The 16,165-nt window shown below is 45.8% G+C and carries 14 protein-coding genes; 8 read left to right on the top strand and 6 right to left on the bottom strand.

Annotation, left to right across the window (positions count from 1 at the left end; translation table 11 throughout):
• Positions 1-1,716: a hypothetical protein gene (locus tag ACL934_RS12985; protein WP_413612367.1), complete on the bottom strand. Its 1,716-nt coding sequence runs from the start codon at positions 1,714-1,716 to the stop codon at positions 1-3.
• 262 nt (positions 1,717-1,978) lie between these two features.
• On the opposite strand from ACL934_RS12985, the gene ACL934_RS12980 reads away from it, so the two are divergent.
• On the top strand, positions 1,979-2,788 hold the full coding sequence (locus ACL934_RS12980) for a S1 family peptidase (protein WP_374074018.1): 810 nt from the start codon (positions 1,979-1,981) through the stop codon (positions 2,786-2,788).
• Positions 2,789-3,063: 275 nt separating this feature from the next.
• On the opposite strand, the gene ACL934_RS12975 is transcribed toward ACL934_RS12980, so the two are convergent.
• Both ACL934_RS12975 and ACL934_RS12970 read right to left on the bottom strand, forming a co-directional pair.
• Positions 3,064-4,719, bottom strand: a complete 1,656-nt coding sequence (locus ACL934_RS12975) for a BNR-4 repeat-containing protein (protein ID WP_374074016.1) — start codon at positions 4,717-4,719, stop codon at positions 3,064-3,066.
• Between the two features lie 17 nt (positions 4,720-4,736).
• Positions 4,737-5,579 carry a hypothetical protein gene (locus ACL934_RS12970; RefSeq protein WP_374074014.1) on the bottom strand — a complete coding sequence of 281 codons (843 nt, stop codon included), beginning with the start codon at positions 5,577-5,579 and terminating at the stop codon, positions 4,737-4,739.
• 206 nt (positions 5,580-5,785) lie between these two features.
• Between ACL934_RS12970 and ACL934_RS12965 the strand changes: the two genes are divergently transcribed.
• From ACL934_RS12965 to ACL934_RS12945, 5 genes are all read left to right on the top strand, one after another.
• Positions 5,786-7,333, top strand: coding sequence for a hypothetical protein (locus ACL934_RS12965; protein WP_374074012.1), 1,548 nt, complete (start codon positions 5,786-5,788; stop codon positions 7,331-7,333).
• A 14-nt stretch (positions 7,334-7,347) separates the two neighbouring features.
• Entirely contained in the window at positions 7,348-9,036 is a 1,689-nt protein-coding gene (locus ACL934_RS12960) for a hypothetical protein (protein ID WP_374074010.1), read from the top strand.
• A 4-nt stretch (positions 9,037-9,040) separates the two neighbouring features.
• Positions 9,041-9,751 carry a hypothetical protein gene (locus ACL934_RS12955; protein WP_374074008.1) on the top strand — a complete coding sequence of 237 codons (711 nt, stop codon included), beginning with the start codon at positions 9,041-9,043 and terminating at the stop codon, positions 9,749-9,751.
• Positions 9,752-9,843: 92 nt separating this feature from the next.
• Positions 9,844-10,869 (top strand): c-type cytochrome, encoded by a 1,026-nt coding sequence (locus ACL934_RS12950; RefSeq protein ID WP_374074007.1) that lies wholly within the window; start codon positions 9,844-9,846, stop codon positions 10,867-10,869.
• Between the two features lie 47 nt (positions 10,870-10,916).
• On the top strand, positions 10,917-11,396 hold the full coding sequence (locus tag ACL934_RS12945; RefSeq protein WP_374074005.1) for a YceI family protein: 480 nt from the start codon (positions 10,917-10,919) through the stop codon (positions 11,394-11,396).
• A 4-nt stretch (positions 11,397-11,400) separates the two neighbouring features.
• Here ACL934_RS12945 and ACL934_RS12940 read toward each other — a convergent pair whose 3' ends face one another.
• Both ACL934_RS12940 and ACL934_RS12935 read right to left on the bottom strand, forming a co-directional pair.
• On the bottom strand, positions 11,401-12,120 hold the full coding sequence (locus tag ACL934_RS12940; RefSeq protein WP_374074003.1) for an acid shock protein: 720 nt from the start codon (positions 12,118-12,120) through the stop codon (positions 11,401-11,403).
• A gap of 9 nt (positions 12,121-12,129) precedes the next feature.
• On the bottom strand, positions 12,130-13,296 hold the full coding sequence (locus tag ACL934_RS12935; RefSeq protein ID WP_374074001.1) for a hypothetical protein: 1,167 nt from the start codon (positions 13,294-13,296) through the stop codon (positions 12,130-12,132).
• A gap of 81 nt (positions 13,297-13,377) precedes the next feature.
• Between ACL934_RS12935 and ACL934_RS12930 the strand changes: the two genes are divergently transcribed.
• Together ACL934_RS12930 and folE are read left to right on the top strand one after the other, a co-directional pair.
• Positions 13,378-14,049: a PilZ domain-containing protein gene (locus ACL934_RS12930; protein WP_374073999.1), complete on the top strand. Its 672-nt coding sequence runs from the start codon at positions 13,378-13,380 to the stop codon at positions 14,047-14,049.
• A gap of 73 nt (positions 14,050-14,122) precedes the next feature.
• Positions 14,123-14,830 (top strand): GTP cyclohydrolase I FolE, encoded by a 708-nt coding sequence (gene folE / locus ACL934_RS12925; RefSeq protein WP_374073997.1) that lies wholly within the window; start codon positions 14,123-14,125, stop codon positions 14,828-14,830.
• Positions 14,831-14,835: 5 nt separating this feature from the next.
• On the opposite strand, the gene ACL934_RS12920 is transcribed toward folE, so the two are convergent.
• Positions 14,836-16,164, bottom strand: coding sequence for a hypothetical protein (locus tag ACL934_RS12920; RefSeq protein ID WP_374073995.1), 1,329 nt, complete (start codon positions 16,162-16,164; stop codon positions 14,836-14,838).
• Position 16,165 lies beyond the last annotated feature (1 nt).

Genomic DNA, 16,165 nt, shown 5'->3' with positions numbered 1-16,165 from the left:
TTACTTCGCTCCTGTTTTCGCGTAATCCAAGTACATCACCAGATGTCCGTTTGGATCCATAGAGACGCGATTAATATCTAACTTGATTCCCAAAATCTCAGGAGGAAGAGGAAGACTTCCAGGAATGACCTCGTCTTTTGTTTTCCATCCTGCGCTCTTCTTGCGCAATTCATCTTTCACACCTTCACGAACTTTTCCCTTAAACAGGCGGCCCGCAAACGAGATGTACTTATCGTCCAAGTACATGCTGTCGGTGTCGATAGTATACAGCGCAAGCTGCATGCCGCTCTTATCGCTCAATTGGCGAAGTTTTGCAATAATATCGAAGTCGATAATGACGGTGTCTTTTAAGAACATAGAGCCTGGCTTGTTTTCGACGGATACGCGCATTTTAACGAAGGTCTCTGTCGGTTTTAAAGCGACACCCGCTGGAGTTTTTACATAGTCAATAAGAGGAGGTGCTGTCAGTTTCAAAACGGAACCGTCAGACTGACGAATCTGTTCGAAGTTTCTGCGTTCAAAACTCAATTGCAAAATGCGATTGATCAAAGCACGATCCAAACTCAAGCCGATATCAAAATTTTCCTGTGGGACCAAATTTAATGACGGTACGCCGCGTGAACCATGGGACTTCACAGGAGCACTTTGGCCATTCACGGGATCTTCAACATACGCAGTTAAGTCGATGTTCAAAGATTTTTTAAGATTGATGTTCTGAAGCTTCAGACCCCATTTCAGATCAGGTCTGCGATCGCCTTCCTCTTTGCCCGGAGGAGCCATGTCTTGAACCTGTTCCAAAGATCCACCGAGAAATTCTTTGGCTTTTTCATTGAGCATCGCAGGAAGTTGTTTGCTCGCGAATTCGCCCAAGTTCTTACGAATTTGTTCCAAGATCATCGGCGCTTGAGCATTGAAAAGTTTGTCGACTTCCTTGTTGTTCAAATAGAACTTCTTGCCATTAATCTCTACCGCGAAAGTAGGGATGATGAGCTTTTGATAAGAAAGAGCCAGTGGCACTTCGTGGAAGTTGTTTTCAAGATCGAGGGCTTCGAAATCAAGGCCGCCATATGCGTTCATGCGCAAATAGAAAGGCAGACGGATTTTAAGAGGAGTTGCCTTGTCACCCGCATTGATCGTCACGTTTTCAAAACCGGCTTTACCTAAGAATTCATTGTTTAAATCCCATGCGACAACGGAACTTGTAGAAACGGACAAGCTTTTCACTTCAAGTTCAATAGCTAAAATAGCGCCTTCTTGTTTGCCAATAGCTCTCATAAGAGCTTCATCCGTCACAAGACCAAAGCGAGAGAATTGCGCGACATAACCAGATTCACCGATCTCAATAGTCGGGCGGTGATTGTTCATGGAAAAACCAACCAACCATTGAGTCAGCATTTCGCGAACTTGTTTGTACATTTTCACGGCTTCAGGATTGGAATTGATATAGTCATCAGGGTTGATGTCTTTATCAAGAGTGTACTTCATCGCAGGGAAGTAGCCCTCATCCAACTTAATACCTAAGTTTCCTAAGATCTCGGTAAGACGAGTATCAAAGTATTTCATCCCGCGGGACGTGACTTGAACGCGAACGGCATTATTCAATAAATGCTTATTCACGATCTGCGGACCGCTATCAGGAGCAGCGTGCGCTGTCAGACCTTGTAAGGACAGTAACAGGGGCATCAACAATTTAGATGTATGAAACCGACGTACCATTTTTATGAACCTCATCTTTTTGGGGGCTATTGTCCGCTCCGGAACGTTGCAAGCTCGGGTCCACATAAAGAGGGGTCCATAGCTATCGTATTGCAGATGAGGTAAATATTAGCTGTCTAAGTTTGAGACAGGGACCCAAAAGGGCCGCTTTAAAGGGTTTCCATGTCCTTCCGGGGAAAAACTTTTCAAGCCGTCGTAAAAATTCCCCTCGTTCTTCGATCTTTGATAAAAGGAAGCCTCTTTACAAATGAAGGAGTCTTCGATGTTTAAGAAAATCTCTGCATTGATGGTTGCAACGGCGATGCTCGCAGCCTGTGGTGCTCAACAATCTTCTCAAGTTCAACTTACTGACAGCACGGGTGTTATTGGTGGTGATAAAGTTTCCGCCGGTTCTACGATTGCACGTTCCACTGTGGGTCTTTACGATTCTAAAGCCAAAGCTTTGTGCTCTGGAACTTTGATTGCTCCGCAATTGGTTCTTACAGCGGCTCATTGTATTGATCCAGACTCTGACGAATTGGTTGTGTTCTTTGGACAAGATTTTAGCGATGCGAAAAAGAATCCACAACTTCTTCGTAAGACGATTAAAGCTCTTCAGCATGGAGACTACAATCCAAAACGCACGGAAGACACTTACGACATTGCCCTTGTTCGCTTCGAAGGAGCCGCTCCAGCAGGATATGCACCAGCTCCACTTTTGAGAGATTTTTCGAATGTCTCTGAAGGTACTAGCATCATCGTTGCCGGTTTTGGTTTGAACTGGTCTTGGGGTGTTAAAAGAGGCGCGGGTGTTTTGCGCACAACAGATCTCGAAGTAAAACAATCTTTGTACGGTTCAACGGAAATCATGATCGATCAATCTCTTCGTAAAGGTATTTGCAGCGGAGATTCTGGTGGTCCTGCTTACCTTGAAGTGAACGGACGTTTGCACCTTCTTGGTGTCGCTAGTCGTGGGGACTCTCTTCCTATTCCTTTGACTCCGGATTGTTTCATCATGTCGATCTTCACAAGAGTCGACTCGCACTTGCCTTGGATTTCTTCTACGGCTCGGGAATTGCTTTCTATTCAGTAGTTGTTGTGGGAATGGCTTCGACCGGAGATTTGAAGACTGGAATTTTAGATAATCCAGTCGCTTCGGTCGGCACGCCATCCGGGCTCAATCAGCGCCGGCTTCGCCGGTTCGGGCCATCCAGGCCCCGCTGAAGGCCTCTCTTCGGACTGGATTATCTAAAATTCCAGTCTTCAAATTTTCGTGAATTCATTGTCTCAATTTAAATAGAAAAACTTTGTGCGTGGGATGACCCAAGGGTGATTTGTCTTTGCGCTTTAATTCTGGGCTTCGCCGTTTTAGTTTGCGAAGTCTTCGTCGTTGACTAGGTGCCAGGAGTTTCCGTTGTCTTTGGATTTTAATAGGGCGGAGTTTAGCATGGGGGACGTGTTTATTTTTTCTTCGGTTTGGGTTTTGAAATGGTAGGGGGCGTAGGGTCTCATTTGGGCGTATTCCAAATAGAGATTATCTTTTCTGTCTATGGTCATTACTTGGTAGTAGTGGGTGTATTCGGGGGCGTTGGGATAGACTAGGATTTGGGGTTGTGTCCATTTTGTCTCTTTTGTTGTTGGGTCTAATTCTGCTTTTTGGTAGGCCAATGCTCCGAAGTATTCGGCGTTGTGGATGGATTTGTCGGAGGCCCACAGTCTATAGGCAAGATGCAATTGATCTTTACTGTCGATGATTAATGAAACATAGGTTTGGCTTCCACCGGGAATTCCGGGGATGTTGAATTTTGCGGAGTAGCCGCTGTTTGTCGTGTTCGTGAATTGCGGGGCTGTCCATTCGTTGATGGAGTCTGAGTTCACTGAAGATGTGTGTGTGAAATGAGCGCCGTGGGCTCCGCCTACAATGTGCAGGATGCCTTGGCTGGTTCTTACGATGCCTGGTTGATTGTGGCTGTCGTTGCTGGGCCAACTTTTTAGGACTTCTGATTTTTTTAATAACTTGGTTTTGATATTATATTCTGCGACCCAGATTCCTGAGTACGGATTTCCGTTTTTATCCGGAACTGTGTTTGTTGGGCGATCGAAGCTTGCTTCGAGCCACGTTATAAAATATTTGTCGCCGGATCTCAAAATTTTGACAGCGCTGCCGCTGCGGTAGCCGATAGGCTGTGCTGTTTTGCTGATCTCTATCGGTGCGTTGACAACCAGTTCGCCTTTTTCATTGAAGGATGTTGTTTGCAACGTCAAACGTCCCACAGTGCCTTGCCAGTCTTCAAAACCAGTTTCATAGCCGGGGGCTTTACCTTGTTTTTGATAATATAAAAATGCAGGAGCATCGGGGAGTGGGTTCGGAGAATAGGGGCGCTCTAGGTCATACCACTCTGGTAAATTTGCATCGGATAAAAGGATTTGGCTTTTCCAAGAAATGCCGTGGTCCTTGGAATACATCACCACATAGTGTTTGAGTGTTGGATTTTCAGATTTGATTCTGACGACAGTGTATAAGATGTCCTTTTTGTCGAAGACCGCCATCTTTGGGTCCCACAGAATGTCTTGTCTGTTGAAGTTGGCCAATTTCTCTAAAGACATGTGGGGAAAGTTTTTTTGTAAAGCACTCAGATCCAGTGGAAGATCGCGCCAGAACCCTAATTCATATTTTTTAAATCCACTTTGCAAGGGTGTTGTTTGGCTGCGTTCGTGTTTTCTTAAGTAAGGTTTATTTTGACTATCGAAAGCGGGAATATAGACGGGGTATCCTGGGTTCCAGTTAAAGGCCGTTCGTTCATGAAAACTTTCAAGATAGTTCGCTACTTCTGCTGTGGAGTTAAACTGGTTCAGTCCTGATTTAGGAAATGGCGGCATTCTTAAAGGTGCGTAGGCTCGTTTTGCAGAAAAATCCGTAGAGGCTTGAGTGTGACTGCCTTCAACTTTGTCCGTGGAGACGGCAAGTTTAAATGAAGTCACCAATGCTGTCATAGCAATGGCGACACTCAAGAGATTCTTCATTCGAGCGTGACCTTCTATTAAAAATTAAATCCATATCCCGCGCGAAGAATGATTTGATTTGCGGAAGATGTATTGTTGTCAGGAAAAAGAGCGTAGTCCAATTGAACCGGAATAAAATTATTGCGATTCAAGTGATAATCAAGCCCCAAGGAGCCTACGATTGTTTGATTCGTACTGACCTTGCTTGTATCTAAGACGTTACTGCTTTTGCCGATAGCAAAAAGAAATCCAAGACCCGCACCAGCCCATACTTCCATCGTTTGTGTTCTGACGAAAGAGTAGCGCACCAGAGCTTCAAGACCCAGGTAGCTGATTTCCACTTTACAGTCAGAGCTTCCCGAACACGAGGCTGCAGCAGAAGAACCTGATGCTTGCAACGTTTCATAACTTCCGAAAATGCGGGCACTGATGTTTCCATCCAGTTGCATTTGATAAAATCCAGAAAGATTAAAGCTGCTGCCACTTAATGAGATAGAAGAAGCTCCACTGGGTTTTACTGTCATGGAGTTCATGGCGTAACCCGCCGTCAGACCCCAAGCTGATTTTGATTTACCTAAAGATTTCGCTGTTGTCGTGGAAGACTTTGCAGAACCTCCCGACGAAATTTTTGCGACGCTAAATTCTTTTTGCATACGACCTTTTAAAATCGCAGCGACGGCTTTTCCGTCTTTGATTTGTTTGATTTCAAGAAGGGCGCGAGGCTTTCCATCCTCACTGCGGGCTCCCAAGCGGTCGCCAACTTTAAGGTCTTCGCCTTCTAAATCCAGAAGAGCGCGGTCACTTTTGACGACGAGGGTTTTGATGGCATAAGCCGGTGAAACCAAAGATGTTAATAGCAAAGCTGTGATCAAGATTTTCATAATGTCTATTATCGACAGAATCAAAATGAAACTAAAGAGCTAAGACTCTAAGGAGTCCATCAAAGATTACCAGTGTTCCGTGGTGTACAGAGCATTTCGCAACACTTTTTTTGAAAATATGTGTCTCAATGTGAGAAGGGGGTGGTGCGCTTCAAGCGGTCCACCGATAAGATAATGGGAGCGGAATATTCAATGGGGGAATGGCCGTGTCACAACGTATTGGTACTTTTTTGTTAGTACTTTTGGCGACGTCGTCTGCCTTTGGCCAGTCATTGACCGAGGTTGGACTGTTCAATCGTTGCTATTCTCATTTAACCGGTAAGCCTGTTCCACTTGGACATGGAACAATGGCGCAAATTCGCGCGGGGAAGGTGCGGGCTCTAGATGCCTGCAACGCTTTGATTGATAAAGCAGAACTCGACCCTTCAGGACCTTTGGTCAATCGCAACGATTCTGAAGCACGCGCTATTCTCAATAACTTTTATAATTTTCATCGCAGTTGGTTTTCGGCGAATTCCGTCGAACAGATTCAAGAATACAATGAAGAGATGTCTCGCGGAACAATTGATCTTTATGATGCCACGGAGCCAGGTCTGGCTTTGACTCGCGCGATGTTTGGTCGCAATGCCAGATACTCCGAAGTCCTTACGCTGCCGACAGGCGTTCATGCGCAACGTGAAGAAAATCAAGCCGTGAAAAATATGATCGGGTGGAATGTGACGTTCCCAGGTCGTTTGATTTACGGAAATAATCCGGGCTTTGATGAAAACCTTTTTAACTTCCGTGCCTATACAGACGGCTTTAACGGGAACTCGGATACGACAAATTCGATGTTTGTGAATCTTCCAAAAATTGAAGTCGGTGAGCTGGTCGGTATTCGTATTAAAGGTGAAAGTGCTAATATTCCTAACGTGTCTTTGCACCCGCTTGGAGACGACAAGCGCGGAAATGATCAACCGGGTTTGAACTACAGTTTTGATTTGTTCAAAACTTTCGGTGGTGGTGTGCTAGGTACACCGATCTACTTTATGTTGAACTATGGTCACGGTCGTGGCCTGGAGTCTAACGGGACAACAAAAGTTCCACGCCGCTGGTCACAAACGAATATGAATTCATTTCTTTGTGCGGAACTTCCGGCTTTGCGCGAGTCTGATATCAAACAATATGTTGTCGGAAACTCTTCAGCACCATTCAGAAATTCGGCAAGCTGCGTGATGTGCCATGCGACTTTGGATCCTATGGCCTATACAGCTCGCAATCTTGTGATTGCCAATTCAGATTATGCGGCTTTAAGCGAAGGGTCCCGTGTTAAAGCCAAAACGGCTTTGCATGTGACAAGCTACCGCAATGAGATTGCTTCTGTGGGCGGTTGGCCTTCAGAACCAGTTGCAAATTTCCATCGTCAAAATCCATCAGGTCGCCTGTTCTTCAGATCTATGACTGGAGACCTTATTGATAAACAGGTGAATGATATCTCGGGTCTGGGTTTGGCGATGACCCAAACAAAGGACTATTATTATTGTGCGGCAAAAAGATACTTCGAATTCTTAACGGGAATTCAAGTGGCTCTTTATGATCGCACAAATCCAGCCAATGCAGATATTAATCGTAAGTTATCTCAGGAAGCCATTGAAGACAGAAAGTTTGTTGAATCTCTTGGGGAAGAGCTTCAAAAAAGACAATCTGTTCGCGAGATCATCAAAGACATCATGGCTTCAAAATATTACCGCAGCGTGAATTATCGCGAACAATAACCGGGGGCGTTGTCATGGGGGATGGAAGTAATTTTACAAGAAGGGGTTTTATCGCAAGTGGTGCCGTTGTCGGTGCTGCGGCCCTTGTTCCAACTCCGTTGGAAAGATTGCTGAATGTTCTCAGCTCAGGCTTCATTCATCAAGCGCAAGCTGAGGCGAACGGGACGGCGGGCTCTCGCAACTACATCAATATTCTTATTGCCGGTGGTCCAATGCGCTACGCTTTTGATGCGTGGATGCGCACGAACCCTTCTGACACTATGTTGGATTTTAATCCTATGGTGGCAACGAAGTTTGTAAGCTCCGGCGGTCGTGTGGTCGGAGTTGAAAATGCCACTTTCAATTATAATGGAGTTTTGGTTCCGCATATGTTTTCTCACTCTGTTTTTAACAGTGCGGGAGGACAAAGACCTCTGACAGATCTTTTAAAACATATGCTGGTGATTCGCGGATTTGGAACAGGCTTTGACGGACATCCGTTTAACGCCACAGTTCAACAAGCTCCTGTTGGTGGTGTCTCTTCCGTCTTAGGACTTGCAGCCGACTATTCTTCTAAAACATTTGAAGCCGTTGAGTGGCCAGAACGTGGTGCTTACGGAAATTATGCCTCTTTAAGAGGAAAAGCCCTGAATAAAGTGACGGGCAGTCCTCTTTATTCTTTGCTTGAAGGTTTCGGTGGACCTCAAGGCGGCCGTGTGAAAGGCCGCTCTTTGAAGGACCGCAATCGCGAGGCGTATGATTTGGCACAGGCGCGCATGCGTGCTTATGCGCAATCGGATTTTGCAGGCTCCACGGTTTTGGCAAAAAATCTTTCCAATGCTTCTGAGTTGATGAAAAAGGGTACTGGCAATATCGACGGATATTGGGGGCCTGCAGTGGCTCGTTATAAAACTGTGATTGAAAACAGCATGCGCCAGTCAGGACTTTTGGGTATCAGTGACGTCCCGATGATTTCTGATGGAGGAAGTTATTGGGGTGTCCACGTCGCCGACGGAAATCGTCGCTTGCTTCTCAGCAGTGATTTTGATTTGCGTGCGTCTATTCAAAATATGGTGGCACCAGGTGCTTTGAGTGAAGGCTTAGCGCTCGCAGAGTATGTTCTTAAAGAAGGCCTTGTGACTTCTTTGAATTTACAAATGGGTGATCCTGCCAATGTTCTTTTGAAAGATGCTGCGAACGGTGTGCAAATGGCTCACACGGCTATCAAAGATATGCATGAAACGGGAGCGATCCCAGGACTTCTGATCACAACGGCATATTACCGAGCGTTGGCGGCAGGTCTTCTTGAATTGATCGATCAGTTGAAAAAAGCAAAGGTGAACGGCGTAGATCTTTGGTCTGAAACTGTCGTTCAAGTTATTTCTGAATTCAATCGCAGTGCACGCGCGAATGGTTCGGGCAGTGACCATGGTTTCAATCAGATGGTTACCAGTGTTTACTCTGGCGCTATTCAAAACGGTCCTTTTGTTGTCGGCAATATTGCCAAAGCCGGTCACGGTGGTGGTTATACGGGAACTCAAGGTATCGGTGCCGCGATTGAAGATTACAATCAAAAAGGTCGTCCGACTCCGACAATGGCAGCGTCGACGGTTGCGGCTTTGTTGCGTGTTCCTAAGAATCCTTATGAAAATTTAGCGGCCCCTTTGGTTGAACTCAATGGCAGTCAACTTCGCGTTTTAAAAACGGCGAAGATTGTGGGGTAATAAGATGAAGATGCTTAAGTCGCAAAAAAATAAAATCTTCACTCTTGTTCTTACGGGTCTGGTGCTCACACAGATGTATCAGAACTGTGGTCAAATGGGAGAGTTCCAAGCCTTAGATATGTCATCAATGAATTTGTCGATGGGCTCTGAAGGTGGAACGGACCAAAACCATCCGGGACAAAAAGACGTTGTTTTGCCTACACAAAAAATCCAAGTGGGGAATCGCGAATATGTTGCCTCGTTGATGCGTGAGGTTTTCACGAATCCGGCTCGTCCAGTTCCAAACTTGGAGGCTTTGATCAATCAGTGGATTGTCAATCGCGGGCCGCAGTATGGTCTAGGTTGCAACCCTTATAGTTCTTATTCGGGCAGAGACTGCGGCGGAGATATTTCAAACTCAAACCTTTCCACGCATATGGATGATAATACGGTTCGTGAATCATTTCGTGTGCAGTTCTGCGAAAACGTTTTAGGTATGGATGAAGGTGTCAGTGCGATCCTCTCAAAAATATCGAACGCTCCTGCTGCTCCGAATGCGCAAGCAGCGAAACAGGTCTATGGTCTTTTCTATCGTGGCGATGAAGCTTCGGATCTTGTGATAAGTTCGCTCCTGGAATTTGACCGAGCATTGGCGGTAAAAAATGAGACGCCTCTGGAAAGATGGCGGGCTTTGGCACTTCAAGTTTGCGAATCACCGGGGTGGCAGTTACAATAAAATCTCACGAAGGGATTTTATCGCGACAGCCCCGTAGGGGTGGAGGGCAGGAGCCCGAAACAATAGCGATAAAGGTTCTTGGGGGAAACAGAATGAGAGCTGGGGTTAAGCGAGGGTTGATCGCAGGTAGTGCGGCTGTGGTGTTAGTTTTGGGTTTCCAAAACTGCAGTGACTTTGCTTTGCAAGACCAAGTTCTTTACGATCAAGGTATCTTTGAATCCCGCGAAGCTCTTGATGCAAAAACTCTCCCGGTTCTTCTTGAAGCTGAAGAACTTTCTATGTGGTCTAAACCGGGCCAACCCAATTTTGTAAATAAGGCGATGCTTGCTGATCAAGTTTCGATGATCATAGCAGCGGATACGACAGCAACAGGAAATTTAATCACGGTGAGAGCGGGTGCCGGTTCGGAAGAATCTTCGATCTCGGTAACTGGTGGAAAAATTCGCGCGATGCGTTTTAATAGTGTGGGCACGAGTTATTCTGAGTACCTTGAAGTGGCTCTTCCATCGAGTGGCGACAAAATGGTTGTTGCCGCAGCTTTCGGTGCGAAGGCCTCAGAGATTTCTTTGCTTGTAAATGGTGTCGTGCAATCAGGAACCTTGGTAAAAACAGGAACTCCATTTGATTATTCATACACTCAGAAAGATAAAACTTCCGCTCCAGCCGCAGGACAAGTCTACGAATACGTCGTATTCGGCGGTGACAGCGTTAGCAAAAAAGGAAAATTGACGAATTCAGAATTGAACGTCATGGCTCGCTATGTAGCGAACAACAACATGATTGCAAATGTGATTTATGACCCCGCGCTACTCAACGACACCGGTGACGGTGGCGGCGGTGATGACGTCAATCCGAAGTTTGTAACTGCGAAAGCGATCATTGATGCTAAATGTATTAACTGTCATAAATCGGGCGGCAATAGTCCGAATTTAGTCAACCTCACAGAATCTAAAGCTGTGGGCAATGCATGGGTCATTAAAGCAAATCCTGAAGGTTCGAAACTTTACTATCGTTTGCAAGGTTCGTCAGGACCAGGCTCGAAAGATATGCCATCAGGTGGCAGTATCAGCGCGGCAGAGGTGCAAGCCATTGCTGATTGGATTAATAGCATTCCGTAAAATTTAAGAGAGAATAAATAATCACCAAAAAATTAGGGGGATCTACAATGAAGTTTTTTGCAGCTTTGTTTCTAACAATGGGGCTTTCATACGGCGCGATGGCACAAAGTGTAGTGGTCGACGTGGTACTCAATCCGATGGGGGATTTTAAAGCGAAGACCGGCGACGTCAAAGGTTCTGCGACAGTGAAGGGCGATGAAGTAACGGCTGAGAATATTGTTGTGAACTTAAAGAGCTTGAAAACAGGCGTAGAGCTTCGAGACAAGCACACTCAAAAATATCTAGATACAAAAACTCACCCAGAAGCTGTTCTTGTTTCAGCGACAGGAAAAGGTGGCAAGGGTAAAGGTAAAATCAAAATCAGAGGCGTAGAAAAAGAAATTGAAGGAACTTATAGAGTAGAAGGCAAAGTTCTAAAGGCGGACTTTAAACTGACTTTGAGTGATTTCGATATTAAAGACATCAATTACATGGGCGTTGGTGTTGAGGACGAAATCACGCTTCACGTGGCCGTCCCCGTTAAGTAGTTTTCTAGAAGCGGTAGTTCATACCGATTTTCCAAAGAGTGGCTCCCTCAGAGAGGGGGCCAATCCCAGAGTAAAATTCCCACTTTTGAAACAGACGAACATTTAAATCTGCCATTCCCATCACATTCAAGTTGCGACCGGAATCAATTGTCTGGTTCGTGGCATCTTTAGGCCAATCGATATTCTTCATAAAGGCCATACCCGTGACGCCGGCATTGATTCTGCCCGACAAACGGTAAAACACGCGAGGAGAAACGCCAAACACCGTGAAAGCCACTTTGCTTTTTTCATAAGTAATCACAGAACTATTACCGCCACCGTTAGCGCGACCGGAGCCGATGAAAGCTCCCGCACTCCAACCCCAGCGATAATAAGTGATTTCTTTTTGTAAAGTCACAATCAGGCCGTTGTAGTTGGCAACGTCTTTGTCGGTGTTAATACCTTGTTGCAACTTCAAATTTTCGTTCCACTGAAGTGCAGAAAGACTGACGCCCCAAGATTGCAAAGACTTCGGACGAGCGGCCCGTGCCGCCGTTTTTGCAGGCGCAGCCGGAGTTTCGGTTGCTTCCGCTGGTGCCGCTTCGGTGGTTGGTGTCGCAGCTTCTGTCGGAGCTGCTGTTTCAGAACTCGCAGCGGGATCTTCCTCTTCAGAAGTCGCTTCTTGCGCAAAAGAGGAGTGGGCTAATAGTGAACTGACGAAAAGAAAAAGAAATATTTTTCTCATAAGCCTCTCCTAGTAAGACACGTGAATTTGACCTTGCAGAGCCCAAGCATCTTGAGCACCCGAAGAGTCCGTATAAGTTTTTGCATTTGTCGCCATGGCGCGGAGTTCAAGACGTGGCAGTGGGAACATCAAAGCTCCCAAGCTCCATTTCATGTTTTCCGATGACGACTTGCTGATATCTGATTTGCTATGTTCAATGACCGAAAGAAGGTTGTATCCGCGAGTCAGATTCACCATCGTTTCAACCAGAGCATAAGTTCCCAGTTGCGCATCGGTGTTGGCCAATTTGTCGGTTTTTTCTTTAAAGCCCGCCTCGGCCATGATCGCAGAACCTTTAGAAAGTCCCATACGCGTTGTGAAAGCAAGAAGATTCCATTTTGCGATATCGCTCTCTGAACTTAAAACGGAACCACCGACTTTAAATTTTTCGAAGACCTGATATTCGCCCGCGATAGAAAACCCTTTTTGTTTTTCGGGATCTTCTTGAGCTGCATTGCCAACAAAAGCATTCACGGCCACATCCCAATCAGGATAGGTGAAGTGGGCAACGACCCCTTGGGATTGGTCAAATTGACCTAACGTGATGGCTTTACGATTTACAGCCGTATGATCGACGTTGCGAATTCCGAAAACTTTATCGAGCTGACCCACGTACAACCAGAAGTTGTTACTTTGTTTCCAGCGCAAGTAATATTCTTTGGCAAACCATGTGTTGGTTTTGCCATAGTAAGGTTCAATGCCCGTGTAAGAAATCGTCGTGACCAATGTGTATTTCTGTTTTTTATCACCAAAGAACGTCAAATTAACATCGTTCTGCATGTTGATAAAGCGCTCCATGGAGGCCTTGGAGCCGGGGTCCATCTGCAACCACAAACCACGATATTTAATTCCCGGACGAATCCACCAAGGAAGAGGTTTAGATCCCAAGAATCCCGATTTTGCCGCGATTTCTTCCTCTTCCATTTTCTTAGGGAAGAAAGGATCGCGGGCTGTGATTTCTGTTGCATAAAGGGCGCGACCGTAATCGTTCAAGGCGCCGCCACCGTGACCGTTGTAATGGCAGGTGATGCAAGAGGAGTAGCTATAGCCGATAAAGTCAGGGTAGGCCTGAGCCTGGCTTGCAAGGATGAAAGAAACTAAGATGAAAAGTGCATATTGAAATTTAAAATGTCTCACAATGAAACAAATTCTATTGGACGAGAGGTGAGAATCAATAAAAATCTACACCCTCCTGCATTGTTAACCGATAAGTGTTCCATGGAAACAAAAACAACCACCCTAGAGCGTCCTCGTGCCGTGCAAATGGCTGCTGCAGTGCTCATCATGACTCCGTTATTGGATATGATGATGCTTCAAAGAACGGGAACTCAGGTTTTCGGTATTCTCAGTTGGATTTTGATTTTTGGAGCAGGGGCGAGTCTTTTGGTTCGCCACAAATCCTCTTGGGTTCTGGGCATTGTTCTTTGTGGCGCGTTTGTGATCACCACCGGCGTAAGCTTGGTGCGTGAAATGGATATGGTGGACCCTGTTGTCAGTACGGCCAAGTTGATGGACTGTCTTTTGGTGCTATTTATCGTGGGTACCGTATCATATTTCTTCCGTTATCCTTACCTCGATCGTCGTCAAAACTGGTTTGCTCCAACGGGCGACCGCTTTGCGATCACTTCCTCAGTGGTTTTAGGTGGAGTTGAAACTCAAACAATTGATTTGTCCTACACAGGAGCCCGTATTACGGTGCCGGATTCTGCAAAGTTTAAGGTGGGCGATGTTGTCGCTTTGCAGTTGTCAGAGATTAATGACATCAGCTGCAAGGCCCGCGTCGTAGATGTCAAAGCCGATCATATTCGCGTTCATTTCGAGGGGACTTCGTCTTCCGATAAGGATTTGATCCGCCAGTGGCTGAATACGCAAAATCTACAGAAAGTTTAACCAAAGACGACAAATATCCTTCCGCCGCGCCTGATTTTAAGGCATAAAAGGGCTTTTCACCCAAGGTAGAATCATGGCTAAATCAACGAAGAAAAAAGCAATAAAAAAACCTATAGTCGCGGAAGCGGAACACGCCCACGAAATCCCCGTTGGAGTGCGTAAGATCCTTGAAAATGTGCGTCCCACTCCGATGATTCACAATGGTCTGACGAACGAAGAAAAGATCGAAAAGATCACGAAAAAATTCACTGAGATCATGGAGACGTTGGGACTAGATCTTGAGGATGACAGCCTTAAAGAAACTCCACATCGCGTGGCAAAAATGTACGTGAATGAAGTGTTCAGCGGCCTTGATGCAAAAAAATTCCCTAAGATGACGGTTATTGAAAACAAAATGAACTATGATCAAATGATTGTGGTTCAAAGTATTAGCTGCTTGTCGTTCTGCGAGCATCACTTTTTACCCATTGATGGCTTTGCTACAGTGGCTTACATCCCGAACAAAAAAGTCATTGGTCTTTCTAAGATCAATCGTGTGGTGCAGTACTTCTCTCGCCGCCCACAAGTGCAAGAGCGTCTGACAAAACAAATCACGGACTGCTTGCAATACATCTTGGGTACTGAGCATGTGGCCGTTCATATCAATGCCAAACACTATTGTGTAGTGATGAGAGGTATTGAAGACACGGGGAGTACGACTTCCACGGCGGACTTGCGCGGGCACTTTAAATCTCGCCAAGAAACTCGTGAAGAGTTCTTGCAGCACTGCCGTACAAAATAATCTGTTTAATTAAAAATCTGTGAGCAAAGCGGTGCCGGGCCTCGTGTCATCGCTTCGCGTAAACCTTGCGAAACCTTGTCGTTGGCCGACATCTTTTCGCCAAGTTCCTTAAAGAAAGCTTCCAGCTCCGTTCCGGGGCTTGCGGATTCTTGGATAAAACGGCTTACCGCTGTGATGGAACTTTGATTTGAAAACTCATTATAGCCTTTGCTGAAGCCCATCTGCGCTTTCTCCAACGTTTTTACGGAAGCGGCAGAGAGGTTTTGTTTTTCCGGCAAGAAATAATCATCGACGGTGTTGAAGTAGGGCTTTCCTTTAGAGACGGCAAAACTCATGGCATTTTTTCCCGCGACCCACACAGGAAGGGTGGCGCGCTCATAGAAAAAATTGAAGACGGTTTGTGGTGTTGTGCCGACGAGCACGAAATACACATGACCCGGTTTTAAAGTTTTTAACTCATTAAATTGTTCGGGGGTTAGAATGTGCATTTGTTTTTGATGTTTAAGTTCCGAGGCAATAGAGGACTCAAAGCCTGCGGCCTTCCCGAAAACCTTCATGAGCGTATCGACCTCTTGAACGTTAAATGGGGATATCACGGGAGCAATCACAGCTTTGTCACTTTGAATTTTTGCTGCGGCAGATTTGACCGCTTTCCCATAAAAGTACATGCGCTGAGGGGCAAATGTTTGCGTGCCCACGCCGTAAATAGGAAAGGTGAAGTGTTGGCCGGAAGCTTCAGCAAACTTCAACACGAATTCCTTTTTCGCCGGAGACATGGTTGCGTCGTTGTGAACAAAGTCTTTAAAAGCCGCAAGATCTGGAGACTTCACATTTGCAAGCGGCAAAGAGGCGAGACTTTCTAAAAGGCGTGATTCCGCTCCGTAAACAGCGGATTGTCCCCAACCCAAAGGTTGCAGACGCAGATAAGTTTCCGCCATGGAGATCTCGCGAAATTTAGAGCCGAAACCATCGTCAGCTCCCGAGATGGCCAAATTTACTTTCGATATCTTATTTTCTTGAAGAGCTTTTTCATAGCTTTCCACAGAAAGATATTTCAGTTGTCCTTCGATGCCTTCAGGAAAGGAAGGGTAGATCTTTTTGATTTTCTCCGCGACACTTTGTTGATAGACGACCTGAAACTCTCCATCGAATCCCAGTTCTCGCAAACGACGCATGACAGAGATTCCGGCGGATTGATGGCCAAAACCGGGAGCGGAATCCACGTACACGCGCACAAGCTTTTGCTGACTTAAAAAGCCTGCAAGCTCCTGGGTCGCAAAGGACCAAGAGCTCACAAGGAAAATAATGACAAACAAAAGCGCTTTTAAATTCATC

This window comes from Bdellovibrio sp. HCB-110 (assembly GCF_047323225.1).
Lineage (GTDB): Bacteria > Bdellovibrionota > Bdellovibrionia > Bdellovibrionales > Bdellovibrionaceae > Bdellovibrio.
This window is presented reverse-complemented; position numbering and strand designations above follow the sequence as displayed.

What these genes read in the sequence shown, in the direction of transcription:
- ACL934_RS12985 (WP_413612367.1), bottom strand. Translation starts at nt 1,716, where the DNA reads ATGGTACGTCGGTTTCATACATCTAAATTGTTGATGCCCCTGTTACTG.
- ACL934_RS12980 (WP_374074018.1), top strand. Translation starts at nt 1,979, where the DNA reads ATGTTTAAGAAAATCTCTGCATTGATGGTTGCAACGGCGATGCTCGCA.
- ACL934_RS12975 (WP_374074016.1), bottom strand. Translation starts at nt 4,719, where the DNA reads ATGAAGAATCTCTTGAGTGTCGCCATTGCTATGACAGCATTGGTGACT.
- ACL934_RS12970 (WP_374074014.1), bottom strand. Translation starts at nt 5,579, where the DNA reads ATGAAAATCTTGATCACAGCTTTGCTATTAACATCTTTGGTTTCACCG.
- ACL934_RS12960 (WP_374074010.1), top strand. Translation starts at nt 7,348, where the DNA reads ATGGGGGATGGAAGTAATTTTACAAGAAGGGGTTTTATCGCAAGTGGT.
- ACL934_RS12955 (WP_374074008.1), top strand. Translation starts at nt 9,041, where the DNA reads ATGAAGATGCTTAAGTCGCAAAAAAATAAAATCTTCACTCTTGTTCTT.
- ACL934_RS12950 (WP_374074007.1), top strand. Translation starts at nt 9,844, where the DNA reads ATGAGAGCTGGGGTTAAGCGAGGGTTGATCGCAGGTAGTGCGGCTGTG.
- ACL934_RS12945 (WP_374074005.1), top strand. Translation starts at nt 10,917, where the DNA reads ATGAAGTTTTTTGCAGCTTTGTTTCTAACAATGGGGCTTTCATACGGC.
- ACL934_RS12940 (WP_374074003.1), bottom strand. Translation starts at nt 12,120, where the DNA reads ATGAGAAAAATATTTCTTTTTCTTTTCGTCAGTTCACTATTAGCCCAC.
- ACL934_RS12930 (WP_374073999.1), top strand. Translation starts at nt 13,378, where the DNA reads ATGGAAACAAAAACAACCACCCTAGAGCGTCCTCGTGCCGTGCAAATG.
- folE (WP_374073997.1), top strand. Translation starts at nt 14,123, where the DNA reads ATGGCTAAATCAACGAAGAAAAAAGCAATAAAAAAACCTATAGTCGCG.
- ACL934_RS12920 (WP_374073995.1), bottom strand. Translation starts at nt 16,164, where the DNA reads ATGAATTTAAAAGCGCTTTTGTTTGTCATTATTTTCCTTGTGAGCTCT.